18 protein-coding genes are annotated in these 23,884 nt (G+C 67.2%); 6 read left to right on the forward strand and 12 right to left on the reverse strand.

What is annotated here, in order from left to right; genetic code table 11:
* Window positions 1–48: 48 nt before the first annotated feature.
* Window positions 49–1,770: an ATP-dependent RNA helicase RhlB gene (gene rhlB, locus AC5P56_RS02180; protein WP_495231435.1), complete on the reverse strand. Its 1,722-nt coding sequence runs from the start codon at window positions 1,768–1,770 to the stop codon at window positions 49–51.
* Window positions 1,771–2,278: 508 nt separating this feature from the next.
* Here rhlB and trxA point away from each other — a divergent pair.
* From trxA to AC5P56_RS02195, 3 genes are all read left to right on the forward strand, one after another.
* Window positions 2,279–2,608: a thioredoxin gene (gene trxA / locus AC5P56_RS02185; protein WP_005411275.1), complete on the forward strand. Its 330-nt coding sequence runs from the start codon at window positions 2,279–2,281 to the stop codon at window positions 2,606–2,608.
* A 227-nt stretch (window positions 2,609–2,835) separates the two neighbouring features.
* Window positions 2,836–4,581 carry a transcription termination factor Rho gene (gene rho, locus AC5P56_RS02190; protein ID WP_046429862.1) on the forward strand — a complete coding sequence of 582 codons (1,746 nt, stop codon included), beginning with the start codon at window positions 2,836–2,838 and terminating at the stop codon, window positions 4,579–4,581.
* A 208-nt stretch (window positions 4,582–4,789) separates the two neighbouring features.
* Window positions 4,790–6,364, forward strand: a complete 1,575-nt coding sequence (locus AC5P56_RS02195) for a sensor domain-containing diguanylate cyclase (protein ID WP_445978670.1) — start codon at window positions 4,790–4,792, stop codon at window positions 6,362–6,364.
* A gap of 39 nt (window positions 6,365–6,403) precedes the next feature.
* On the opposite strand, the gene AC5P56_RS02200 is transcribed toward AC5P56_RS02195, so the two are convergent.
* Together AC5P56_RS02200 and aceK are read right to left on the reverse strand one after the other, a co-directional pair.
* Complete coding sequence (locus AC5P56_RS02200) at window positions 6,404–7,294, reverse strand: energy transducer TonB (protein ID WP_049439329.1); 891 nt, start codon at window positions 7,292–7,294, stop codon at window positions 6,404–6,406.
* 80 nt (window positions 7,295–7,374) lie between these two features.
* Entirely contained in the window at window positions 7,375–9,105 is a 1,731-nt protein-coding gene (aceK, locus tag AC5P56_RS02205) for a bifunctional isocitrate dehydrogenase kinase/phosphatase (RefSeq protein WP_049439331.1), read from the reverse strand.
* A 155-nt stretch (window positions 9,106–9,260) separates the two neighbouring features.
* Between aceK and AC5P56_RS02210 the strand changes: the two genes are divergently transcribed.
* Window positions 9,261–10,007, forward strand: a complete 747-nt coding sequence (locus AC5P56_RS02210; RefSeq protein ID WP_014648638.1) for a KilA-N domain-containing protein — start codon at window positions 9,261–9,263, stop codon at window positions 10,005–10,007.
* A gap of 74 nt (window positions 10,008–10,081) precedes the next feature.
* Here the strand turns inward: AC5P56_RS02210 and AC5P56_RS02215 are convergent, their stop codons facing one another.
* From AC5P56_RS02215 to AC5P56_RS02255, 9 genes are all read right to left on the reverse strand, one after another.
* Window positions 10,082–10,441, reverse strand: coding sequence for a hypothetical protein (locus AC5P56_RS02215; protein WP_014648639.1), 360 nt, complete (start codon window positions 10,439–10,441; stop codon window positions 10,082–10,084).
* 53 nt (window positions 10,442–10,494) lie between these two features.
* Window positions 10,495–10,911 carry a roadblock/LC7 domain-containing protein gene (locus AC5P56_RS02220; protein ID WP_014648640.1) on the reverse strand — a complete coding sequence of 139 codons (417 nt, stop codon included), beginning with the start codon at window positions 10,909–10,911 and terminating at the stop codon, window positions 10,495–10,497.
* The gene (locus AC5P56_RS02225; RefSeq protein WP_014648641.1) at window positions 10,904–11,452 is read right to left on the reverse strand and encodes a GTP-binding protein; all 549 of its coding nucleotides are present in this window, start codon (window positions 11,450–11,452) and stop codon (window positions 10,904–10,906) included. The genes AC5P56_RS02220 and AC5P56_RS02225 overlap by 8 nt, the downstream gene beginning before the upstream one ends.
* Entirely contained in the window at window positions 11,445–12,410 is a 966-nt protein-coding gene (locus AC5P56_RS02230) for a hypothetical protein (RefSeq protein ID WP_075076478.1), read from the reverse strand. Before AC5P56_RS02230 ends, AC5P56_RS02225 begins: the two co-directional genes overlap by 8 nt.
* A 316-nt stretch (window positions 12,411–12,726) precedes the next feature.
* Window positions 12,727–14,949 (reverse strand): NADP-dependent isocitrate dehydrogenase, encoded by a 2,223-nt coding sequence (locus tag AC5P56_RS02235; RefSeq protein ID WP_495231437.1) that lies wholly within the window; start codon window positions 14,947–14,949, stop codon window positions 12,727–12,729.
* A 357-nt stretch (window positions 14,950–15,306) separates the two neighbouring features.
* Window positions 15,307–15,819: a hypothetical protein gene (locus AC5P56_RS02240; RefSeq protein ID WP_495231438.1), complete on the reverse strand. Its 513-nt coding sequence runs from the start codon at window positions 15,817–15,819 to the stop codon at window positions 15,307–15,309.
* A gap of 45 nt (window positions 15,820–15,864) precedes the next feature.
* A complete protein-coding gene (locus tag AC5P56_RS02245) occupies window positions 15,865–16,158 on the reverse strand; it encodes a LysM peptidoglycan-binding domain-containing protein (protein ID WP_005419771.1) in 294 nt (97 codons plus the stop codon).
* 285 nt (window positions 16,159–16,443) lie between these two features.
* Window positions 16,444–17,262, reverse strand: coding sequence for an NADPH-dependent 7-cyano-7-deazaguanine reductase QueF (gene queF / locus AC5P56_RS02250; protein WP_495231439.1), 819 nt, complete (start codon window positions 17,260–17,262; stop codon window positions 16,444–16,446).
* A gap of 549 nt (window positions 17,263–17,811) precedes the next feature.
* Complete coding sequence (locus tag AC5P56_RS02255) at window positions 17,812–19,131, reverse strand: M20 family metallopeptidase (protein WP_032957881.1); 1,320 nt, start codon at window positions 19,129–19,131, stop codon at window positions 17,812–17,814.
* A gap of 186 nt (window positions 19,132–19,317) precedes the next feature.
* Here AC5P56_RS02255 and AC5P56_RS02260 point away from each other — a divergent pair, with 186 nt between their 5' ends.
* Together AC5P56_RS02260 and AC5P56_RS02265 are read left to right on the forward strand one after the other, a co-directional pair.
* Window positions 19,318–20,562: an efflux RND transporter periplasmic adaptor subunit gene (locus AC5P56_RS02260; RefSeq protein WP_014648647.1), complete on the forward strand. Its 1,245-nt coding sequence runs from the start codon at window positions 19,318–19,320 to the stop codon at window positions 20,560–20,562.
* 74 nt (window positions 20,563–20,636) lie between these two features.
* A complete protein-coding gene (locus tag AC5P56_RS02265) occupies window positions 20,637–23,870 on the forward strand; it encodes an efflux RND transporter permease subunit (protein ID WP_495231441.1) in 3,234 nt (1,077 codons plus the stop codon).
* Window positions 23,871–23,884: the final 14 nt, after the last annotated feature.

Consider the following 23,884-nt stretch of genomic DNA (forward strand, 5'->3'; position numbering starts at 1 on the left):
GGTCACCCGACCAACGGTCGGGGGCTACCTGCTGATCGGCAGCGCCGATCAGCTGCCCGACAGCATCCGGCGGATCTTGCGGCCGATGCGGGTCAGGAACGAATCGCCGCTGTCGGCCGCCGTGCGCACCGGCTTGGCCACCACCTGCACCGGGGTCACCGGGCTGGCGCCGTTGCCGGCGTTGGCCTGCACGCCCTCGCCACCCTCGACCGGACGGCCGTGGCGACGACGACGGCGCTTGCGCGGCTTGCGCTCGCCATCCACGGCACCTTCCGGCGCGCCCTCGGCGCGGGGCGGGCGCGGCGGACGCGGAGCCTGGGCGACAGCGGCTTCAGCACCTTCGGCCGGGGCAGCTGCAACCTGCTCGCCTTCCACGCGCGGCTTGCGCGGGCCACGCGAACGGCGCTCGCCGCTGCGCTCACCGTCGCGACGCTCGCCACGGCCACCGCCGGAGCGGCCCCCACTGCGACCACCACCACGGCGCTCTTCTTCAGCGGCGCGGGCTTCGCGCGCTTCACGGAAGATCTGGCCGACGCTCTCGTTCTCCTCACCTTCCTCGCCAGCAGCCGGGGCCGGACGTTCCGGGCGCGGCAGCGGCGTCAACAGTTCCTTGGTGACCGGCTCGGACGGGATCTTCTGCTCGATGTAGGCCTCGATGTCCGGCAGGCCCATCGCGTAGCGTTCGCAGGCGAAGCTGATCGCATCACCCTCTTCGCCCAGGCGCGCGGTACGACCGATGCGGTGCACGTAGTCTTCGGCGTCGAACGGCAGGTCGTAGTTGTAGACGTACTTGATGCCGTCGATGTGCAGGCCACGCGCGGCCACGTCGGTGGCCACCAGGATTTCCAGCTGGCCCTTCTGGAAGCGGTTGAGCAGGCTCTCACGCTTCTTCTGCGGCACGTCGCCGGACAGCACGCCGACGCGGTAGCCGGCCTTTTCCAGCGAGCGGGCGACGCGCTCGACGAACACCTTGGTATTGACGAACACCATGGTGCGCGCGCCTTCACTGCGCGACAGCAGGCCCAGCAGCAGCGGGATCTTCTCGTCGTCGGCCGGGAAATAGATGCGCTGGCGCACGCGCGCAGCGGTGATGGTCTCGGCTTCGACCACCAGCTTCTGCGGCTCGTTCATGTGCTCGTAGGCCAGCTCCAGCACGCGATGGCTGAGGGTGGCACTGAACAGCAGGGTCTGGCGGATGATGCGTTCCGGCATGCGGCGCAGCAGGAAGCGGATGTCCTTGATGAAGCCCAGATCGAACATGCGATCGGCTTCGTCCAGCACGCAGATCTCGCAGGCGTGCAGCGAAACCACCTTGTGCTGCTTGACGTAGTCGATCAGGCGACCCGGGGTGGCGATGATCACGTCCACGCCCTGCTGCAGCAGCTCACGCTGCTTGTCGTAATCCACGCCACCGTAGACCAGCGCGAAACGCAGGCCCAGGTCGGAACCGAACTTCACCGCATCCTTGTGGATCTGGATGGCCAGTTCGCGGGTCGGGGCAAGGATCAGCGCACGCGGATCCTCCGGCTTGCGGTCGGCCAGCGCCGGGCGGGTCAGCAGGCGGTTCACGACAGCGACCAGGAAGGCCAGGGTCTTGCCGGTGCCGGTCTGGGCCTGGCCGGCAACATCACCGCCGGGCAGCGCGACCGGCAGGGTCAGCGCCTGGATCGGGGTGCAGCGGGTGAATCCGGCTCCTTCAAGGCCGGCCTGCAGGGCCGGATGCAGCTCGAAGGAGGAGAAGGTCAAATCGGTCAGCGGTTTGTCGCTCATGAGTCCGTCTTGGTATGGCCGCCGGCCCGTGGGGCGGCTGGCACTTCATCGTCTAGGGGCACCGTCGCAAACTGCGGCCCCTGCGGCGGGTTGGCAGGCTGGGACCACCGGTCCGCGCGCCGCACAATGCCCCAGTTTACCGCACTCGGGCAGGCAAACCGGAATGCGGCGTCTCATGGCGTCCAGAGACGCCACCTTCACCCAGCCACACCGGACTTGAACGGCCTGCCCGGGTTCGCTGGTGTCGCCCACTGCCAGCCCCATGTACAGGAAGACAGTGAAATCCGACACATACCGGCCATCGAAGCGATCACGATACGCTGGGTTCCAACCGGCGCCTGTCCCTGCCCTGCGATAGGGGTACACTGCCGGCCGTGAGCGTCCAGGCATCCCGCCGAACGCACCGCGGCAGTGCGCCGCGAGGCAACGACGAGGGTCGCGCCACCGGGCATGGCCCAGTTCACCCACCTCCGGCATGGCCGGGTGCAATCCAAGACGAGAAACCAAGATGAGCGACAAGGTTGTACATGTCGGCGACGCCGACTTCGATAGCGCAGTGCTGAATTCCAAGGAACCGGTGCTGGTCGATTTCTGGGCCGAGTGGTGTGGCCCCTGCAAGATGATCGCCCCGGCGCTGGACGAACTGGCCGATGCCTACCAGGGCCGCGCCAAGATCGCCAAGGTCAACGTCGACCACAACCGCGCACTGGCCGCCAAGTACCACGTGCGTTCGATTCCGTACCTGGTCGTGTTCAAGGACGGCGAGAAGGTCGGCGAGCAGATCGGTGCGGTGGGCAAGGCCCAGCTGGCCGGCCTGCTGGACAAGGCCCTGGCCTGATCCTGCTGTTCCCGGCAGCCGCTGCCCGCGGCTGCCGGCGGGCGCCCCGCGTCCATCATGAATGCTGTTCCCGGCGACCCTTGCATGCCGCCGCAGGCCGATGATAGTGTCGGCATATCCGGCCGCGCTCGCGTGCCGCACCCTCTGGACGCAGTTTCTTCCAGACCCATTCCCAACGTTCGCCGCCCCAGCCGGGCGCTCGCACCTTCAAGCGAGGAATAACGCTCTTGTCCGATAACACTTCCGAAACCGGCAGCGCCGATGCGCCCGCCGAAAAGCGCGTGCGCAAGCCCCGCGTGAGCAAGGCCGCCGCCCCGGCAGCCGCCGAAACCAGTGCCGCTCCGGCGCAACCGACCCTGCCGCTGGCAGCCGCGCCCGAAGCGCCGGCACCGGCTGCAGCCGCCCCCGCGCCGAGCGCGCCTGCCACTGAAGCCCCCGCCTCCGGCGGCGGTGAGGGTGGCGAAGGCCGCGAATCCGGACAGCGCCAGCAGAACCACCAGGGCGGTGGGCAGCACCAGGGCCAGGGTCAGAACAACAACCCCTACAACCAGAACGGCCAGCAGGGCCAAGGCAATCGCCGCGACCGTTTCCGCAACCGTCGCGACCGCGACCGCAACCGCGGTGGCCGCGATGACGGCATGCCGCAGGACGGCGGCGAGCAGCAGCCCTTCGTGCCGCGCCCGCACGCCAACGTGCCCGAGGGCTTCCCGGTCTACTCGCTGAGCGACCTCAAGCGCATGCCGGCACAGAAGCTGCTGGAGATCGCCGAGCAGCTGCAGATCTCCGAAGGCGTGGCCCGTGCCCGCAAGCAGGACGTGATCTTCGCCCTGCTGAAGGTGCTGACCCGCCACGGCGACGGCGTTGCCGCCGATGGCGTGCTGGAAATCCTGCCGGACGGCTTCGGCTTCCTGCGCGCGGCCGAAGCCAGCTACCTGGCCGGCCCGGACGACACCTACATCTCGCCCAGCCAGATCCGCCGCTTCAACCTGCGCACCGGCGACCACATCTCCGGCCGCATCCGCTTCCCGAAGGACGGCGAGCGCTACTTCGCGCTGAACATCGTCGACACCATCAACGGTGAGCCGATCGAAGCGTCGAAGAACAAGGTGCTGTTCGAGAACCTGACCGCGCTGTTCCCGCGCCGCCGCTTCACCCTGGAGCGTGGCAACGGTTCGTCGGAAGACATCACCGGCCGCATCCTCGACCTGATGGCGCCGCAGGGCAAGGGCCAGCGCTCGCTCATCGTGTCCCAGCCGAAGGCCGGCAAGACGATGATGATGCAGCAGGTCGCCACTGCCATCACCACCAACCATCCGGACGTGCACCTGATCGTGCTGCTGATCGACGAACGCCCGGAAGAAGTGACCGAAATGCAGCGCACCGTGCGCGGCGAGGTCATCAGCTCGACCTTCGACGAGCCGGCCGCGCGCCACGTGCAGGTGGCCGAAATGGTCATCGAGCGCGCCAAGCGCCTGGTCGAGCACAAGAAGGACGTGGTGATCCTGCTCGACTCGATCACCCGTCTGGCCCGCGCCTACAACAACGTGGTGCCGAGCTCGGGCAAGGTGCTGACCGGTGGTGTGGACGCCAACGCCCTGCACCGCCCGAAGCGCTTCTTCGGTGCCGCGCGCAACGTGGAGGAAGGCGGCAGCCTGACCATCATCGCCACCGCGCTGGTCGACACCGGCTCGAAGATGGACGAGGTGATCTACGAAGAGTTCAAGGGCACCGGCAACAGCGAAGTGCACCTGAGCCGCCGTATCGCTGAAAAGCGCGTGTTCCCGGCCATCGACATCAACCGTTCCGGCACCCGCCGCGAGGACCTGCTGATCGAGCCGGAACTGCTGCAGAAGATCTGGATCCTGCGCAAGCTGCTGCATCCGATGGATGAAATGGCCGCGATGGAGTTCCTGCTGGACAAGATGAAGAACACCAAGTCCAACGACGAGTTCTTCGGTTCGATGAAGCGCTGATCCACGGCATTGCATCGAAAGGAACCTGCCGCTCGCTGCGGCAGGTTTTTTTTTGCCTGCAGGGCGACCCACTTCACTTTGCCGCCGCCGACTTTTGGCGATAATCCGCCCGATACCCTGCCCGGCCCTGCGGGCGTGGCCACCGATTCCGCTGTCGCCCCTTCCGGAGAACCGGTCGGGTCCAGCCTCCTGCCGGATCCGTCGACGCATGCGAACGCTGTCTCCCCGCCTCAACCTGGGCAAGCTGATCCTCGCCCTGGCCCTGCTCAGCGCCATCATCGCCCTGGCCAATACCCTGCTGGCCAGCTACCGCGTGCAGCGCGACCAGCTGGTCGGCAATACCCTGGAAGCCAACCGCGTCTATGCCACCAAGCTGGCCGAGACCACCCAGAACTTCCTGTTGGCCGCGCAGCAGGAGCTGGCCTACGCCGCCACCCGGCTCGGCCAGAGTGACCTCGATCCGGCACAGGCGCAGGACGAGGCCAGCCGCCTGCAGCTGCAGACCAACAGCTTCAATTCCTCGCTGGTGGTGGACGCCGACGGCCTGGTGATCGCCACCTCGCCGCAGACCCTGCAGCTGCAGGGCGAGGTCCTGCACAGCGTCGGCAACAATGCCGCATTGGCTGCACGCCAGCCGATGATCAGCGACCCGTACCAGTCGACCACAGGCAAGCTGCTGGTCTCGCTGTCGCACCCGATCTTCGACCGCCAGGGCCACTATCGCGGCTACGTCAGCGGCACCCTGTACCTGCGCCAGCGCAGCGCGCTGCATACGCTGCTGGGCAAGCACTACTACCGCGACGGCTCCTACCTGTACGTGGTCGACCGCCATGGCCGCCTGCTGTACCACGCCGACGGCAAGCGGGTCGGCGACTACGTGGTCGGCAACCCGGCGGTGAAGGCGGTGGTGCGCGGTGAGCGCGGCGCGCAGCAGGTCCGTAACAACCTGGGCGTGTCGATGCTGGCCGGTTACGCGCCGGTACCGGCCACTGGTTGGGGCATCATCGCCCAGCGGCCGACCGAGGCCACATTGCAGCCGTTGTCACGGTTGATGACCGCGGTGATCTGGAACGCGATCCCGCTCGGCCTGCTGTCACTGCTGATCACCTGGTGGTTCGCCCGGCGCATCTCGATGCCGCTGTGGCAGCTGGCGCGCAACGTGCAGGGTGGCGAGGACACCGGCAGCGCGATCAACCACGTCAGCGGCATCCGCGCATGGTACTTCGAGGTTGCCCAGCTCAAGCAGGCGGTCCTGCACAGCTTCAACGCCCTGCAGGACCGCATTGGCACACTCAACCGCGCCAACCGTACCGATCCGCTGACCGGCCTGCTCAATCGCCGCGGCCTGCAGCAGGCGCTGGATGCGCTGCAGGTGCAGGGCATTCCGTTCGCGATCCTGGCGCTGGACATCGATCGCTTCAAATCGATCAACGACAGCCACGGCCATGACGTCGGTGACGCCGCCATCGTCCATATCGCCGACCAGATGCGCCGCTACTCGCGCGACAGCGACATCCTCTGCCGTGCCGGTGGCGAGGAATTCCTGCTGCTGCTGCCGGGCATCAGTACGGACTCGGCGCGCCAGGCCGGCGAGCGCCTGCGCCAGCACATCGCCGATCATCCGTTCGAGCCGGTCGGCACCATCACCGTGTCGCTGGGCGTGGCCCACTTCCCCAGCTTCCATGTCGATGCCGAGCAGGCGCTGCGGCTGGCCGACAAGGCCCTGTACATGGCCAAGGAACAGGGCCGCAACCGCGTGGTGGTCTACCCGTACGCGGACTGAAAAGCGGCCGGCCTGGCCGACCGCTCCATCGCACCGGGCTCAGCGCTGCGCCAGCGGCGTCAGCAGGCGCAGGCCGCGCTGGGTGCCATCGACCATGTACACGCCGCCGGCCGGCAGCAGATCACTTCCCGCCTGTCCGGCGCCATCCGGCGTGCGCCAGGGTGCGGCCTGGCGCGGGCCGGGGATGAAGGCACGCCAGCGGCCGTAGCGTTCCGGCTGGCCGTTGTCGCTGTTGTTCAGGGCGAAAGTGACCGGCACGCGCACGGTCCATGAATCCCGCGTGCTGTCCTCGCCGGTGGTCGGCGGCGAGAAGGTCCACTTGCGGGCCGCACTGATACTGGCCTTGGCGAAGATGTCGCGCATCCTGGCCATGGTCCGTTCCGGTGCGACCACGGTCATGTTCACCTGCTCGGCAATGACATCGGCCACGGTGCCGTCGCGTGCGACCTTGACCAGCAGCAGTACGTCACCCTGCCCGCCATTGCGGAAGGCCTCTTCGGGGTAGCGCGGCGGCGGCATGCGCTTCTGGGTGATCGAATCGGTAGCCTTCGGATCATATTCACTGAAGTCGACGCTGGTCATGCTGATCTGGTAGTTGCCGTCTTCCTGCTGCTTGCCACGCAGGCGTACGCGCAGCGGCGCGTGGACGGCCACCGGCGTGCCATCACGCAGCGTCGGTTCGAACTGCCAACCGCGGATGGCGCCTTCCACGAACGACACGATGCCGGGTGCGAGCATGGCACGCTGGTCCAGGACCAGCGTGCTGACCGAACCATCGGCCGCCACGTCGATACTGCCCGACAGCACCATGCTCATCTCGGCAGTGGCGCGCACGGCGCGCGCGTTCTGGGCCACGGCATCGGCCGGCAGCAGGGGAGCACCGGCGGCGAACGCCAGGGCCAGCGCAAGGAACAGGGGGGAACGCATCATTGCCGGATCCATGGTGATGAGGTGAACCCCGAGCGTACCGCAGTCCGAGCGGGACCGGCAGGCAGTACACGCCACGCCGTTCAGGCCAGGCGATGGACCGCCGCATAGGGCGGGGTATCCGGATAATCACCGCTGGCGAAGCGCGCCTGCAGGCCCTGCCACCACGCGGGATCAAACAGGTGCCGGTAATGTTCGCGCACCGCCGCCAGCTCGCCCGCCGGCAGGCCCATGAACGGGCCGAAGCGCTCTGGAAACACGTCGCGTGGCCCGACGTGGAACCAGGGTTCGTCGGCCATGGCTTCCTCCGGCGTGCGCGGCTGCGGCCAGGCGCGGAAGACGCAGTCGCTGACCAGGCACAGCTCGTCATAGTCGTAGAAGACTGCCCGGCCATGCCGCGATACGCCGAAGTTCTTCGGCAGCATGTCGCCGGGGAAGATGTTGTTGCGCGCCATGTCGGTGATCGCCTGCGCGTAGTCGAGTACCGCCGCACGCACCGCATCGCCGCCCTGCTCGCGCAGGTACAGGTTCAATGGACGGAAGCGACGCTGCACGTAGCACAGTGCGACTTCCACCTGATCGCCATCGACGCGCACGCTCTGCGCGCACTGCGCAAGCAGCTCCTGCAGCAAGGCCGGTGCGAAGCGGTCGCGCGGGAAACGCAGATGGCGGTACGGCTGCGCATCAAGCAGGCGACCGACACGGTCGAGGTTGAACACCAGCGCATACTTCTCTTCCACCTGCTGCCGCGACATCGACTTCGGCCACGCGAAGCGGTCGCGGATCAGCTTGAACACCAGCGGATAGCTGGGCAGGGTGAACACCGCCATGACCATGCCCGGCGTGCCTTCGGCATGCACCAGCCGCTCCTGCGGATGTTCGTTGAAGTGGCGGAAGAAGGTACGGTAGCGCTCGGTCTTGCCCTGCTTGGCGCGGCCCAGCACCGTATAGATCTCATCAATGGGCTTGCCCGGCAACAGGCTGCGCAGGAACACCACCGCATCGCCCACCGTGGCAAGGTCGGCCTGGAAATAGCTGCGCGACACGCCGAACAGATGGGCGACATCGCGACGCCGGGTCAGCACCGCATCTGCACGCAGGCCCTGCCCATCGTTGACCAGGGCGATCACGCACGGTGAGAAGCGGTGTTCGCCGAACACGCGACCCACCAGGTAGGCGCGGCGCTCCCGGTAGAACACGGTGTCGAGCAGCTCGATGCTGCGCACCGGCGTATCACCCCAGTGGGCCAGATCATCCTGCAGGCGCACAGCGATGGCCGCCGCGCAGCGCAGCTGGTGCGCATACGGAATGTCGAAGCGGTAATCGGCCAGCACGCGCTGGAGAGCCTCCACCGGCCGCGTCGGCGAGACCGCATAGGTATGCCGTGCGACCGGGTGGGTGATCGCATCGGACGGCTCGACATCGAAGGCGATGAACTCCAGCGCCGGGTCCACGCCACGGGTGGAGAACAAGCGCCGCGACAGCGTGTTGTAGAAGGTCTTGTACAGCTCGGCGTCGATCAGCCCCCTCAGCAGTGCGCTATAGCGCGCATGCACCTGCAGCCACAGCGCGCGTTCCCCGATCGCTTCGCCGGCGAGGCGCCGCAGCGCATCCATCTGTTCGGCGATGCACAGGTCGTACAACGCGATGCGCTCGACTGCATCCCGGCGCGCGCCCACCCAGTCGCGCTGCTCGAAACGCTGCCGCGCACGGGCGGTGATCGCCGCAAAGCGGGCGTGATACTGCTCGAAGCCGGCGTGAATGGCGCCGGCGATGCGCGACGCCAAGTCGGCAACGGTGTCAGGCTCGGACATGCAGGGCTCACCCGGGAGGACCTGCCTCACCATACGCTGGCGTGGGGTGGCTTGTGTAGGGCCACTGCATGCCGCGACAAACGCAACGATTCCTACAGACCTGATGCCTCCCTGCTGCCTACCCTTTCAGGCCCAACAACGGCACGAGGTGACGCATGCAGCAAATGACCTTTATTCCGCGCGTGGAGGAAGGCAACGTCATCCCGCAGCGCGCCCGCGACGGCTACATCAGCGCGACCGCCCTGTGCCAGTCCGTCGGCAAGCGCTGGTCCGACTACCGGGCACTGAAATCGACGGAGGAGTTCCTGCAGGAGCTCATGGCGCAGACGAAGCTGTCCGAGAATGAGCTGATCCACGTGGTATCCGGTGGGAACCCGGCCATGCAGGGCACCTGGATCCACCCCTACCTCGCCATCCACCTCGGCCAGTGGCTGTCGCGCAGGTTCGCAGTGAAGGTCTCGCAGTGGGTGGTGGAATGGCAGCAGGGTCGCGCCAATGCGTTGCTGCCCGTGCACATCGACCGCTACATGCAGAACCGTGCCAAGGTGCCGTACACCCATTTCTCGATGCTCAACGAGCTGACGTTGAACCTGATCGCACCGCTGGAGCAGGCGGGCTATACGCTCCCGCAGGCGCTGGTGCCGGACATCTCCGAAGGCCGACTGTTCTGCAAATGGCTGAGGGATCATCGCGGCGTCGACACCGATGCGCTGCCCACGTATGACCACGCCTACCCGGACGGCCGCACGGTGCAGGCCAAGCTGTATCCCAACGAGTTCTACGAGGACTTCCGCCGCCACTTCAACGAAGTGTGGCTGCCAGATCATGCGCCCAGATACTTCGCCGCACGCGACAGCAAGGCTCTCTCGTTCGTCTCTGCACTGCTGCTTCCAGCAGCCTGAAGGCAGCGCCGAACGTGCTCGGCTGCTTCGGCTGGAAGCAGCCGAGCATGGTCCGGCGCTACGGAGGCGGCCGCTCAGATCGCCAGTTCGGCCTCCACGTCCTGCACCTTGCGCCGGGCCAATGCCAGGTTGGACTTGGTACGGTCCAGCACGATGTAGAAGAACAGGCCCTTCTTCTTCGCCACCGGGCGCATGATGTGGTACGCCTTGCCCAGCGAGATCAGGATGTCCTCGATGCTGTCGTTGAGGTTCAGCGATGCGGCGGTCTTCATCTTCGCGCGGATCACTTCGGTATTGCCGGCGGCGGCCACTTCCATGTCCATGCCGGCACCGGCTTCGCCCAGCAGCATGCCACTTTCGTAATCGACCAGCGCCACTGCCTGCGCGCCGTCGATGCCCATCAGTGCGTTCAACGAATCATTCAATCCAGCCACGTCGCACCCCTTGTCGATGTTGGTCCGAGCCCCTTGTTCCCCTGCGGCCGGGCTCACGATCCGCCGAGTTCGGCCAGGATCGCCTGGCCACATTCCCTGCTCTGCCACAGCACCTGGCCGATCACGCTGCGCTGGTCGCAGGCCGCCATCAGCAGCAACGGTGCGCGCCCTTCGGCCTGGATCGCCAGCATCAGCACCTTTCCGCCCGCCGCTTCCAGCATCAGTGTCTGCAGATCGCCCAGCACCAGTTCGCGCCCGACCGCCGCAGCCAGCGCCAGCATCGCGCTGGTCATCGCCGCCAGCCGTTCGCCGCGCCCTTCGGCGCCGGCGCTGACCAGGGCAAAGCCATCGACGCTGGCCAGCACGACCGTGCGCACGCCTTCGACCCGCTGCTGCAGGTCCTGCAGCAGGGGCTGCAGGCGCTCACGCTGACCGGCGTCGGGCAGTACCGCCAGCTGCCCGTCAGCCATGTGCAGCCACCAGTGCGTGCGCTTCCATTTCGCTCATCAGTACATCCATCAGCAGCAGTCCCTGTCCTCGGTCACGGGCATCCACGGCCAGCAGCGGCAGCGGCTGGTCGTCAAGGCAGGCACGGATGGCCCAGTCATCCAGTGCGGCCTGCGGTGCCTGGTCCAGGTGGGTGACCGCCACGACCAGTGCCAAGGATGATGCGAACGGCTGCAGCACCTGCAGATAGCCTTCCAGCTCGCTGGCCAGGCCGGCGCGGCGCGCATCCAGCAGCAGCACCGCGCCACGCGCGCCCTGCAGCAGGATCGGCCACAGGAAATCGAAACGCTGCTGGCCGGGTGTGCCGTAGAGACGCAGGCGTTCGCCGTTGGGCAGGTCGATGTCTGCGTAGTCCAGCGCCACGGTGGTGGAGGCCTTGTCGGCGCCGAGGCGATCACTGTTGGCCACATCCGTGTCGACCACCGCGCCAGCCGCGATGCTGCGTACCAGCGTCGACTTGCCGCTGCCCATGCCGCCCAGCACGACCACCTTGTGCTCACGCATTGCGCTCGCTCCCGCGCAGGTGCCGCCACAGGCGGGCGAGCAGTCCGTTGTCGGTGCGGGTGCCACCTGCCGCCATCATCAGCGTCGCCGGGGCGGCCTGCAGCTGCGCGTAGCCACACAGATAGGCGGCATGGATGAAATCGCGAACGGCCGCCGCCGGCAGTTCGAGCAGCATCGTGCATTCCTCAACCGTGCACGCACGCTTGAGCAGCAGCGAGCACAGGCGGAAGCCATCGTGGTCATGGCCCAGTACGCGGAAGTCCGGCCAGCGCAGCAGCTTCACCGAGGCGCCGCGCAGGCGCTCGTCCAGCGCCTGCCAATGGCGGCTGCGTTGCGCCCATTGCCACAGCAGTGGCCGCAGCGGCTGGCGTGGCCGCTCGCCGGCCAGGGCCTGCAGGCGCGCCGGTGTCAGCGCGTCCAGCTGCAGGCGCTCAAAGGCATCGGCCAGCCGCTCCACCAGCGCCGCAGCCGGCTCCTGCAACAGCACGGCCTGATCGTGCTCCAGATCCATCAGCAGCAGAGGCTCGCCCGCATCACCCAGCAGTGCCTGGCCCTGTCGCAGCGGCAGCCGCTCGCGCAGCAGTCGGGTGATGGCGTGCGCGCCATCTGCCAGGCGGATCGGCGCAGGTGTCTGCATGGCCAGGGGCTCCGGTGCCAACTGCATGCGACGCAACGCGCGACCGATGGCACCGTCATCAAGCACGTCCTGATGCCCGTCGCCATCACGCAGCTGGCCGCCGATGTCCTCGATCCAGCACTGCAGGCGCGGACGTTGCTGCCGCATGCGCTGGGCGGCGTTGCGCAGCGCCGGGGTATCGCGGATGACCAGCAGATCACAATCGTCCAGATCCTGGCTGCGGCGGACCTGGCCATCCGGCAGCGCCGAGGCCAGGCGCAGCCGTTGCAGCAGGGCCTGCTCGCCCTGGATATCGGTTCCCACTACCAGCACGCGTGCCATCCGTGTTCCCCGTGCGGCCACCTCCCCGGTGGCCTCGCGTCGCCAAGGCTAGGGCATCGCCAGCGGCGGCCGTCGTGATCGATTGCTCAGATTCAAGGCGACTGCGAAACGGCGCCGATCCATTCTGCGACCGCCATCGCGGGCAAGTTTCATGCCCCGTTGACGGCATTCCGACGACCGACGGATGTCACGGTTCTGGACACGGGTCGAATGGGGCCAGATCCCTTTTGCTTGCAAAAGGGATCTGACCCCAGCGCCATAAAAAGAAACCCGCGCCGAAGCGCGGGTTCCGGTGTCACGGCCGAACGGCAGTGGATCAGCCGCGCAGCTGTTCCAGCGCGGCGTTGAAGGTCGCGCTCGGGCGCATCGCCTTGCTGGCCTTGGCCACGTCCGGGCGGTAGTAGCCGCCGATGTCCACGGCCTTGCCCTGCACTGCGATCAGCTCTTCGACGATCTTCTGCTCGTTGTCGGTCAGCGTCTTGGCCAGCGGGGCGAAGCGCGCCTTCAGGGCGGCGTCCTCGTCCTGCGCGGCCAGGGCCTGGGCCCAGTACAGCGCGATGTAGAAGTGGCTGCCACGGTTGTCGATGCCACCCAGCTTGCGCGATGGCGACTTGTCCTTGTCCAGGAACTGGCCGTTGGCTTCGTCCAGCGCCTTGGCCAGCACACGGGCAGCGGCGTTGTCGTAGCGGTTGCCCAGGTGTTCCAGCGACGCGGCCAAGGCCAGGAACTCACCCAGCGAATCCCAACGCAGGTAGTCCTCTTCAACGAACTGCTGCACGTGCTTCGGGGCCGAACCACCGGCACCGGTCTCGAACAGGCCGCCACCGGCCATCAGCGGCACGATCGACAGCATCTTGGCGCTGGTGCCCAGTTCCATGATCGGGAACAGGTCGGTCAGGTAGTCACGCAGCACGTTGCCGGTCACCGAGATGGTGTCCTCGCCCTTGCGGATGCGGTCCAGCGAGAACGCGGTGGCTTCCACCGGCGGCAGGATGCGGATGTCCAGGCCGGTGGTGTCGTGGTCCTTCAGGTACTGCTCGACCTTGGCGATGACCTGCGCGTCGTGGGCGCGGGCGGTGTCCAGCCAGAACACGGCCGGGGTGCTGCTCAGGCGGGCGCGCTCGACGGCCAGCTTGACCCAGTCCTGGATCGGCGCGTCCTTGGTCTGGCACATGCGCCAGATGTCACCGGCTTCCACGGCGTGCTCGAACACCACGGCGCCGGCATCATCGGTGACCTTGACCACGCCATCGGCGGCGATCTGGAAGGTCTTGTCGTGCGAGCCGTACTCCTCGGCCTTCTGCGCCATCAGGCCGACGTTCGGCACCGAGCCCATGGTGGCCGGGTCGAAGGCACCGTGCGCCTTGCAGTCGTCGATGACGGCCTGGTACACGCCGGCGTAGCAGCGGTCCGGAATGACCGCCTTGGTGTCCTGCAGCTTGCCTTCGGCATTCCACATCTTGCCCGAGTCGCGGATCATCGCCGGCATCGAGGCGTCGACGATCACGTCGCTCGGCACGTGCAGGTTGGTGATGCCCTTGTCCGAATTGACCATGGCCACGCCCGGGCGCTGCGCGTACTCGGCGGCCAGGTCGGCCTCGATCGCGGCGCGGGTGGCTTCAGGCAGCGACGGCAGGCGCGCAGCCAGGTCACCAATGCCGTTGTTGGCATCGAAACCGGCCTGCTTCAGCACGTCGGCGTGCTTGGTCAGTACGTCCTTGTAGAACTCGTTCACCGCCACGCCGAACATGATCGGGTCGGAGACCTTCATCATGGTCGCCTTCAGGTGCAGCGAGAACAGCACGCCCTGGGCCTTGGCATCGGCAATCTGCTCGCCGATGAACGCGGCCAGTGCCTTGCGGCTCATGACGGCGGCATCGACGATCTCGCCCGCCTTCACTGCGGTCTTTTCCTTCAGCACGACGGCGCTGCCGTCCTTGCCGTGGAAGGTGATCTTCAGCGAACCGGCGTTGGCCAGGGTGGCCGACTTCTCGCTGCCGTAGAAGTCACCGGCGGCCATGTGCGCGACGTGCGACTTCGAATCCGACGCCCAGGCGCCCATGCGGTGCGGATGCTTGCGCGCGTAGTTCTTCACCGACAGCGGTGCACGGCGGTCGGAGTTGCCTTCGCGCAGCACCGGGTTCACCGCACTGCCCTTGACCTTGTCGTAGCGCGCCTTGTAGTCGCGCTGCTGGTCGTCGGCCGGGGTTTCCGGGTAATCCGGCAGCGGATAGCCCTGGTCCTGCAGTTCCTTGATGGCCGCCTTCAGCTGCGGCACCGAGGCGGAGATGTTCGGCAGCTTGATGATGTTGGCGTCCGGGGTGGTCGCCAGCTGGCCCAGCTCGGCCAGGTCGTCGCTGACCTTCTGCGCGTCGCTGAGCAGTTCAGGGAACAGCGACAGGATGCGGCCGGACAGCGAGATGTCACGGGTTTCCACCACGATGCCTGCGGTGGCGGTGTAGGCGCCGACGATCGGCAGCAGCGACTGGGTGGCCAGGAACGGTGCTTCGTCGGTCAGCGTGTAGAGGATCTTGGACATGGGGGACTTGGACTCTGTAGCAGTGCTCAGGGGAAGGCCGGCGCCAGCGCCGGGCCACGTGCAACCGTGTCGCGCGCGGGGCCGGGCCCCACGCTTTCCCCCGTCGCCGTCAGGGTGGGCGCGCGGCGGGGAAACCCCTGCATTGTCGCGTTTTCAGCCGCGCGGGGCAAAGCTGTGCCATACGCGGCGGTACTGCACGGCGGCAACGCTGTGATCCATCCGCGCCAGGATGAAGCCCCCCACAGCATCAGCAGATCCACGCCATGCGTGGATGAAGCCAGCCATCGCCCAACAAAAAAGGACGCAGCCTCGCGGCTGCGTCCATCGTGAGCCCTGCCGGGAGAGAGTCGGCAGGACTTACTTGACCTCGAACTCCTGCGGCGTTCCGGCCGCCTTGCCATCGACGGTGACCTCGGCGCGGTACTTGCCGGCCGGCCAGCCCTTTGCATTCTTGAACGTGACGTTGGTGGTTTCCGCACCACTGGTGTTCAGGGTGGCGTTCTGTTCGCCGGCTACCTGGCCGTCCTGATAGGTCAGCTTGGCGCCAACGGTGACGTTGTTGGCAGCGCCGCCGGTCTTGACCGAGACGATGATGTCATCCTTCGGTGCGAACAAAGCCGTCGTCGCAACCGACTTGTCGGCGGCGGCGGTCTTGCCGACGGTGACCGACGAGACGTTGACCGCAGCGGCTTCGGCCATCGGCGGCGGTGCGCCGGTCATCGGCGCGGGAGCTGCGGGTTCGGCCGGGGCGGTCGCTGCCGGAGCGGCGTTGCTGTCGGTCGACTCTTCCTTCTTCTTGCAACCGACCAGGGCAACGCTGCCCAGCAGGGCGGCGATCAGGGCGGTCTGTAGCGGGGTGGTCTTGATCATTCGGGGTTCCTCCCAGGGATTGTCGGACGGCGTTCGATGGCCGGCTTACTTCGGCGGCAGTTTCAGGGTCTGGCCCGGGAAGATCTTGTCCGGGTCATCAAGCACATCGCGGTTGGCTTCGAAGATCTTTTTCCAGGCATTGGCGTCGCCCAGATGCTGCTTGGCGATCTTCGACAGCGAGTCACCCTTCTGCACGGTATAGGTGCCGCCGCTGACAACGTCTGCGGTGCTGTCCACCGAAGCGCTGACGCCGGAGAAGTCCGCCTTCGGCACCTGCTCGGCGGTACTGTCGACACTGCCACTGACGCCGGAGAAATCGGCTTTCTTCTCGGTACTCATCCACAACTCCCGTCTGCATGACTACGTGATTCGCACGGTGCCATGGAGGTTGTTAAATGGGGATGGTGCAGATGTGAAGCCGCCCCCCGGGGCGGCTGAACAATCGGGGGAATGGACGCCCGGTAGTGCCGGCCGCTGGCCGGCTGTGCCAGGGGGATCCGGCCTTGGCCGATTGCCGGCCAGCGGCCGGCTCTACCCGTAACCACCTGCGAATCATGGTAGTGCCGGCCGCTGGCCGGCGCTCGCCGGGCATGGCCCGGCGCAACGGGCAACCGCCTGTGGCGGTTACTGCCGCAGTTCGCGGTAGGTCGCGGCCGGGGCGGCGATGCCCGGGCTGGCACGCCAGGGGTTGATGTCCAGGCCGCCACGACGGGTGTAGCGGGCCTCCACTTCCAGCCACTGCGGCTGGCAGCGCGCAGACACCTCGCTGAAGATCCGTTCAACACACTGCTCGTGGAACTCGGCGTGCTCGCGGTAGCTGACCAGGTAACGCAGCAGGCCGGCGCGGTCGATCTTCGGCCCGCGGTAGCGCAGGCTGACCGTGGCCCAGTCCGGCTGGCCGGTAACCGGGCAGTTGGACTTCAGCAGCGCCGAGACCAGGGTTTCCTCCACCACCTCGCCGGCATCAGCGGCGAGGAAGTCTGCCTGCGGCGGGCCGTAGCAGTCGATCTCCACATCCAGGCCGTCGATGGATTCACCGAGTGGCGTCTCGCGCAGGCCCGGCAGGCCGAACTCGACCTCCACCGGCGCACCGGCGCAGGCCGACAGGTCAGCCACCAGGCGCCCACGAAGTGCCTCGGCGCTGTCGATACGGGTGCTGTTGAGGGAGTTCAGGTACAGCTTGAACGACTTCGATTCGATCAACCGCGGTGAGGTGCACGGCACCTGCACGGTGGCGACGGCGACCTGCGGCTTGCCACGCGCGTCGAGCCAGCTCAGCTCGAAGGCATGCCAGCGGTCGTGGCCGACGAACGGCAGCGCGGCGTCATCGAGGCCGATCTCGGCGCGGGCGCCGATGCGGGGGATGGGGAACAGCAGGCCGGGATCGTACTGCGACGGGTAACTGACCTCGCGACCGAGGCTGGAATCCTGTGGGGTGTTCATGGGCGCCATTGTATCGCGCGGACGGCGGGCCTTCGGCCGGGCTGGCCAACGGCGGAGCCCCTCCGTGGTGGGGTTGGTGGGTCGTCGAAAGCCTGGGTTCCGGGGTGTGGGCCAGGCGGGCGGGATGGGCGGGGACGCCGTGAACCCATCCCTGGGGGCTTAGCCGCGCCATCCATGGCGCGGATACCCCGCCCATCCCACCCGCCCGGCCCTCCGACACATTTCTGTCGCCGATCCACCACGGGAAAGATCAGGAAAATCAAAATCAGAATCCGATCCTTCAGACGTTCATGACGTCCGCCGTGCCGACCAACGGTCGGCACCCACCAACAGCAGCGGGCACCAACAGCCGCGGGAAACTGTCGAAGGCGGGGTGGGTCCGGTTGAGGGGGTGTCCGCGGCATGGATGCCGCGGCCAAGCCCCCAGGGACGGGTTTACGGCGTCCCCCTCAACCGGACCCACCCCGCCATCCCACGGAATGCCCGCTTTTGACGTTGACGTTGCCGTTGATCCAAGCGGGTGCAGGGCTGCAAGCCCTGCGGAAACCCTCACCCCGCCGGGGTGCCGGCACCGTGCAGGTAATCCAGGCTCACCTGCAGCAGCGCGCGGAACCCGACATCCAGCGCCTTCTCATCCAGCAGGAACTTCGGCGAATGGTTCGCCGGCGCCGTTGCCGGATCGATGCCCGCGCTGGTGGAGCCGACGAAGAAGAACATGCCCGGCACTTCCTTCGCGTACAGCGAGAAATCTTCCGCACCCATCTGCAGCGGTGGCTCGTATACGTTGTCCTTGCCCACCACCGCCTGCAGGCTCGGCAGCATCTTCGCGGTCAGTGCCGGGTTGTTCACCGTGGCCGGGTTGCCATCGGCTTCGTAGATCTCGGTCACCGCCTTGGCACCATGCGCGGCGGCGGTGTGCTCGGCCACGTTGCGCAGGTCGGCGAAGATCTGCTGGCGCATGCCTTCGTCGAAGGTGCGGATGGTGCCGACCATCTCCACTTCATCGGGAATGATGTTGTAGCGGATGCCGCCGTTGATCGCGCCGAAGGTCAGCACTGCCGGCTGCTTGGACAGGTTGGCGCGGCGGCTGACGATGGTCTGCGCGGTGCCCACCAGGTCGGCGGTGGCGACGATCGGATCAACCCCGTTCCACGGCGCCGAACCATGCGTCTGGCGGCCGATCACCTTGATCCCGAACCGGTCCGAGGCCGCCATCAACGGGCCACCGCGCACCGCGATCTGACCCACCTGCACGCTGGAGAACACATGCAGGCCGAACACCGCTTCCGGCTTGAAATCGGCGAACAGGCCTTCCTTCAGCATGAGTGCCGCACCACCCTCTTCCGGCGGCGGTGCGCCCTCCTCGGCCGGCTGGAAGATCAGCATCACCTGGCCCGGCAGGTCCTTCTTCATCGACACCAGTGCTTCGGCCACGCCGAGCAGGGTCGCGGTGTGCGCGTCATGGCCACAGGCATGCATCACGCCCACGGTCTGCCCGCGGTACTGGTCAGTGGCCTTGGAGGCGAACGGCAGGCCGGTCTGCTCGGTCACCGGCAGCGCGTCCATGTCGGCGCGCAGGGCGATCTTCGGCCCCGGCTTGCCGCCCTCGATGATCGCAACCACGCCGTGGTGGGCGATGCCGGTCTTCGGCTTCAGGCCCATCGCACGCAGGCGCTTGGCGACCTCGGCCGAGGTGCGCGCCTCGCGGTTGGACAACTCCGGATGCTGGTGGAAATCGCGGCGCCATTCGACCACCTTGGCCTGCAGCCGCTGCGCGGCGGCGGTCACTTCCGGGCGCTGCCCGTCCTGGGCGTGGGCAAGGGCCGGCAGGGCCAGCAGCAGGGCGGACAGCAGCAGCGAACGGCGCATCGCAATCTCCACAGCAGAAGGGTTCCAGCTGAATGTAGGGCAACACCGCCGCCACGGGAACCTCCGGCGCTCGATCCGGTCTTAGCGCCCGTCCCATCCGTCATGCAGGAAACGTGATGTGGCACAGGTATGCTTTGCGCATTGCCCCGGCGTCCCGCCTGGTCCAGCCCTCTCGGAGTCCTCGTAATGTCACGTGTTTGGAAGATCGTGCTGCTGGTCGTGGCAGTGCTGGTGCTGGCCGTGGTCGGCCTGCGCGTCATGGGCGGGGGCAAGGACAAGGCCGGTGGTGCAGCTGCGGGGGCGCGCCAGGGCGGCGAGGATCCGAATGCCGGTCCAGTACCGGTGACCGTGGTGGAGGCCACGCGCCAGGACGTGCCGGTGTATGCCAGCGCGCTGGGCACGGTGACTGCGATGAACACCGTTACCGTCAGCCCGCAGGTCGGCGGCCAGCTGATGAGCCTGAATTTCCGCGAAGGCCAGGAAGTGAAGCAGGGTGACGTGCTGGCGGTGATCGATCCGCGCACGGCCCAGGCCAGCTATGACCAGGCCGCCGCAGCCAAGCGCCAGAACGAAGCCCTGTTGGCCACTGCGCGCTCCAACTTCCAGCGCTCGAACGCGCCTGAGTATCGCCAGTACGTCGCCAAGACCGATCTGGATACACAGCGAAACCAAGTGGCACAGTACGAAAGCGCCGTGGCCGCCAACGAGGCCAGCATGCGTTCGGCGCAGGTGCAGCTGCAGTACACCAAGGTCACCGCACCGATCTCCGGCATCGCCGGCATCCGCGCGGTCGACGCGGGCAACGTGGTCAACGCCGGCACCGCGCTGGTCACGCTGACCCAGATCCATCCGATCCACGTGCTGTTCAACCTGCCCGAGCGCCAGCTCGGCGACGTGCGCCAGGCGCAGGCCGCCGGCACGGTGCCGGTGGCCGCGCTGGACCGTGCCGATTCGCATGTGTTGTCCGGCGACGGCAAGCTCGACGTGGTCGACAACCTGATCAGTGCCGACAGCGGCACGTTCAAGGCGCGTGCGATTTTCGACAACACCGACAACGGCCTGTGGCCGGGCCAGTTCGTCAACGTGCGCATGCAGCTGCGCACGATCGCCGGTGGTGTGGTCATCCCCACCCAGGCGGTGCTGCGTGGCCCGGATGGCGAGTACGTCTACATCGTGCAGGGCGACAACACGGTAAAGATGCAGACGGTGCGCAGCGGCGTGGAAGTGGGCGACAGCCAGGTGCAGATCGCCGAAGGCCTGAAGGGCGGCGAGCGGGTGGTCAGTGAAGGCCAGTTCCGCCTGAAGCCGGGCAGCAAGGTCACCGCGCTGAAGCCGGGCGAGACCCCGGCCGCACCGACCGAGGCCGAACTGAAGGCGGCCGAGCAGAAGAACGCAGGCGGCGGTGGCCGTCGCGGTGGTGGCCCGCGCTGAGCGCAGGCCACTGATCTCCCTCGCGCCGGCATACCCGCCGGCGCCGACATTGAAGTGCCAGCAAGGATCAGTCCGTGGGCTTTTCGACGATCTTCATCCGCCGCCCGATCGCCACCTCGCTGTTGATGGCGGGCCTGTTGCTGCTGGGCATCCTCGGTTACCGCAAGCTGCCGGTGTCGGCGCTGCCGGAAATCGATGCGCCCAGCCTGGTGGTCACCACCCAGTACCCCGGCGCCAACGCCACCACCATGGCTTCGCTGGTCACTACCCCGCTGGAGCGCCAGTTCGGGCAGATTTCCGGGTTGGAGCTGATGACCTCCGACTCGTCGGCCGGGTTGTCGACGATCATCCTGCAGTTCTCGATGGACCGCGACATCGACATCGCCGCGCAGGACGTGCAGGCGGCGATCCGCCAGGCCCCCCTGCCCTCGTCGCTTCCCTACCAGCCGGTCTACAACCGGGTGAATCCGGCCGACGCGGCCATCGTCACCCTGAAGCTGACCTCCGACACGCGCCCGCTGCGCGACGTCAACAATTACGCCGACTCGATCCTGGCCCAGCGCCTGTCGCAGGTGCAGGGCGTGGGACTGGTGTCGATCGCCGGCAACGTGCGCCCTGCCGTGCGCATCCAGGTCAATCCGGCGCAGTTGTCGAACATGGGCCTGACCCTGGAGCAGCTGCGCAGCGCACTGACCCAGGCCAACGTCAATGCGCCCAAGGGCTCGTTGAACGGCAAGACGCAGTCCTACAGCATCGGCACCAACGACCAGCTGGCCAGCGCCGCCGAGTACCGCGACACCATCATCAGCTACAAGAACGGCCGCCCGGTGCGGCTGTCGGACGTGGCCGAGGTGATCGATGGCGTGGAGAACGACCAGCTGGCCGCCTGGGCCGATGGAAAGCCGGCGGTGCTGCTGGAAGTCCGGCGCCAGCCTGGTGCCAACATCGTGCAGACCGTCGAGCGCATCCGCGCGATCCTGCCGCAGCTGCAGGGCGTGCTGCCGGCCGACGTGCACCTGGAGATCTTCAACGACCGTACCGAGACCATCCGCGCCTCGGTGCATGAAGTGCAGTTCACCCTGATCCTCACCATCGGCCTGGTGGTGGCGGTGATCTTCGTGTTCCTGCGCCGGTTGTGGGCCACGATCATCCCGTCGGTGGCAGTGCCGTTGTCGCTGGCCGGCACCTTCGCGGTGATGGCGTTCGCCGGCATGTCGCTGGACAACCTCTCGCTGATGGCGCTGGTGGTGGCCACCGGCTTCGTGGTCGACGATGCGATCGTGATGATCGAGAACATCGTGCGCTACATTGAGCAGGGCAAGAGTGGCAAGGAAGCGGCCGAGATCGGCGCGCGCCAGATCGGCTTCACCGTGCTGTCGCTGACCGTCTCGCTGGTGGCGGTGTTCCTGCCGCTGCTGCTGATGCCCGGCGTCACCGGACGCCTGTTCCACGAGTTCGCGTGGGTGCTGAGCATCGCGGTGGTGCTGTCGATGCTGATCTCGCTGACGCTCACCCCGATGATGTGTGCCTACCTGCTCAAGCCCGACGCCCTGCCCGAGGGCGAGGACGCGCATGAGCGCGCGGCAGCGGCCGGCAAGCAGAACCTGTGGACGCGCACCGTCGGCCTGTACGAGCACAGCCTGGACTGGGTGCTGGGCCACCAGCGCCTGACCCTGGCCGTGGCCGGTGGTGCACTGGTGCTGACCGTGCTGCTGTATGTGCTGATTCCCAAGGGCCTGCTGCCCGAACAGGACACCGGCCTGATCACCGGCGTGGTGCAGGCCGACCAGAACATCGCCTTCCCGCAGATGGAACAGCGCACCAAGCAGGTCGCCGAAGCACTGCGCCACGACCCGGATGTGACCGGCGTGTCGGCGTTCATCGGTGCCGGCAGCATGAACCCCACGCTCAACCAGGGCCAGCTGTCGATCGTGCTGAAGGAGCGCAGCCAGCGCGATGGCCTGGAGCAGATCCTGCCGCGCCTGCAGAAGGCGGTGGCCGGCATTCCCGGCGTGGCGCTGTACCTGAAGCCGGTGCAGGACGTGACCCTGGATACCCGCGTGGCCGCCACCGAGTACCAGTACTCGCTGTCGGACGTCGATTCGGCAACGGTGGCGACCCAGGCCACGCGCCTGACCGAAGCGCTGCGCAAGCGCCCGGAACTGGCTGACGTGGACAACAACCTGTCCAACCAGGGCCGCGCCCTGGAGCTGAACATCGACCGCGACAAGGCCAGCGTGCTGGGCGTGCCGATGCAGACCATCGACGACACGCTCTACGATGCGTTCGGCCAGCGCCAGATCTCCACCATCTTCACCGAGCTCAACCAGTATCGCGTGGTGCTGGAAGTGGCGCCGGAGTTCCGCACCAGCACCGCGTTGATGGAGCAGCTGGCGGTGGCCTCCAATGGCGCCGGCGCGCTGACCGGCACCAACGCCACCAGCTTCGGCCAGGTCACCTCGTCCAACTCGTCGACCGCCACCGGCATCGGCGCGCAGAACACCGGCATCACCGTCGGCGCCGGCAACATCATCCCGCTGTCGGCGCTGGCCGAAGGCAAGGTGAGCAGCGCGCCACTGGTGGTCAGCCACCAGCAGCAGCTGCCGGCGGTGACGGTCTCGTTCAACGTGGCGCCGGGCTATTCGCTGTCCGAAGCGGTGCGTGCAATCCAGGAGACCAAGGACAGCCTGGACATGCCCACCCACCTGCATGCCGAGTTCATCGGCAAGGCCGCCGAGTTCACTGGCAGCCAGACGGACGTGGTGTGGCTGCTGCTGGCCTCGCTGGTGGTGATCTACATCGTGCTGGGCGTGCTCTACGAGAGCTACATCCACCCGATCACGATCATCTCCACGCTGCCGCCGGCCGGTGTCGGCGCGCTGCTGGCGCTGATGCTGTGCGGCCTGAGCCTGTCGGTGGATGGCATCGTCGGCATCGTGCTGCTGATCGGCATCGTCAAGAAGAACGGCATCATGATGGTGGACTTCGCGATCGAGGCCCGCCGCGCCGGTGCCAACGCGCACGAAGCGATCCGCCGTGCCTGCCTGCTGCGCTTCCGCCCGATCATGATGACCACCGCCGCGGCCATGCTGGGCGCGCTGCCGCTGGCCCTGGGCACCGGGATCGGCTCGGAGCTGCGCCGCCCGCTCGGCATCGCCATCGTCGGCGGCCTGCTGCTGTCGCAGCTGGTGACCCTTTACACCACGCCGGTGATCTACCTGTACATGGAGCGTTTCTCCGAGTGGCTTGCCCGCCGCCGCGAGCAGCGTGCGTTGCGCTACGGTTCGCTGCAGGAGCCGCAGGCATGATCCACGCCCCGCTG

The organism is Stenotrophomonas sp. YJH_SMC_131 (assembly GCF_059367975.1).

Coding starts and splice junctions, on each gene's coding strand:
- AC5P56_RS02240 (WP_495231438.1), bottom strand. CDS start 15,819: ATGATCAAGACCACCCCGCTACAGACCGCCCTGATCGCCGCCCTGCTG.
- AC5P56_RS02260 (WP_014648647.1), top strand. CDS start 19,318: ATGTCACGTGTTTGGAAGATCGTGCTGCTGGTCGTGGCAGTGCTGGTG.
- AC5P56_RS02225 (WP_014648641.1), bottom strand. CDS start 11,452: ATGCGTGAGCACAAGGTGGTCGTGCTGGGCGGCATGGGCAGCGGCAAG.
- AC5P56_RS02235 (WP_495231437.1), bottom strand. CDS start 14,949: ATGTCCAAGATCCTCTACACGCTGACCGACGAAGCACCGTTCCTGGCC.
- AC5P56_RS02230 (WP_075076478.1), bottom strand. CDS start 12,410: ATGGCACGCGTGCTGGTAGTGGGAACCGATATCCAGGGCGAGCAGGCC.
- aceK (WP_049439331.1), bottom strand. CDS start 9,105: ATGTCCGAGCCTGACACCGTTGCCGACTTGGCGTCGCGCATCGCCGGC.
- rhlB (WP_495231435.1), bottom strand. CDS start 1,770: ATGAGCGACAAACCGCTGACCGATTTGACCTTCTCCTCCTTCGAGCTG.
- queF (WP_495231439.1), bottom strand. CDS start 17,262: ATGAACACCCCACAGGATTCCAGCCTCGGTCGCGAGGTCAGTTACCCG.
- AC5P56_RS02195 (WP_445978670.1), top strand. CDS start 4,790: ATGCGAACGCTGTCTCCCCGCCTCAACCTGGGCAAGCTGATCCTCGCC.
- trxA (WP_005411275.1), top strand. CDS start 2,279: ATGAGCGACAAGGTTGTACATGTCGGCGACGCCGACTTCGATAGCGCA.
- AC5P56_RS02245 (WP_005419771.1), bottom strand. CDS start 16,158: ATGAGTACCGAGAAGAAAGCCGATTTCTCCGGCGTCAGTGGCAGTGTC.
- AC5P56_RS02220 (WP_014648640.1), bottom strand. CDS start 10,911: ATGGCTGACGGGCAGCTGGCGGTACTGCCCGACGCCGGTCAGCGTGAG.
- AC5P56_RS02210 (WP_014648638.1), top strand. CDS start 9,261: ATGCAGCAAATGACCTTTATTCCGCGCGTGGAGGAAGGCAACGTCATC.
- AC5P56_RS02200 (WP_049439329.1), bottom strand. CDS start 7,294: ATGATGCGTTCCCCCCTGTTCCTTGCGCTGGCCCTGGCGTTCGCCGCC.
- AC5P56_RS02255 (WP_032957881.1), bottom strand. CDS start 19,131: ATGCGCCGTTCGCTGCTGCTGTCCGCCCTGCTGCTGGCCCTGCCGGCC.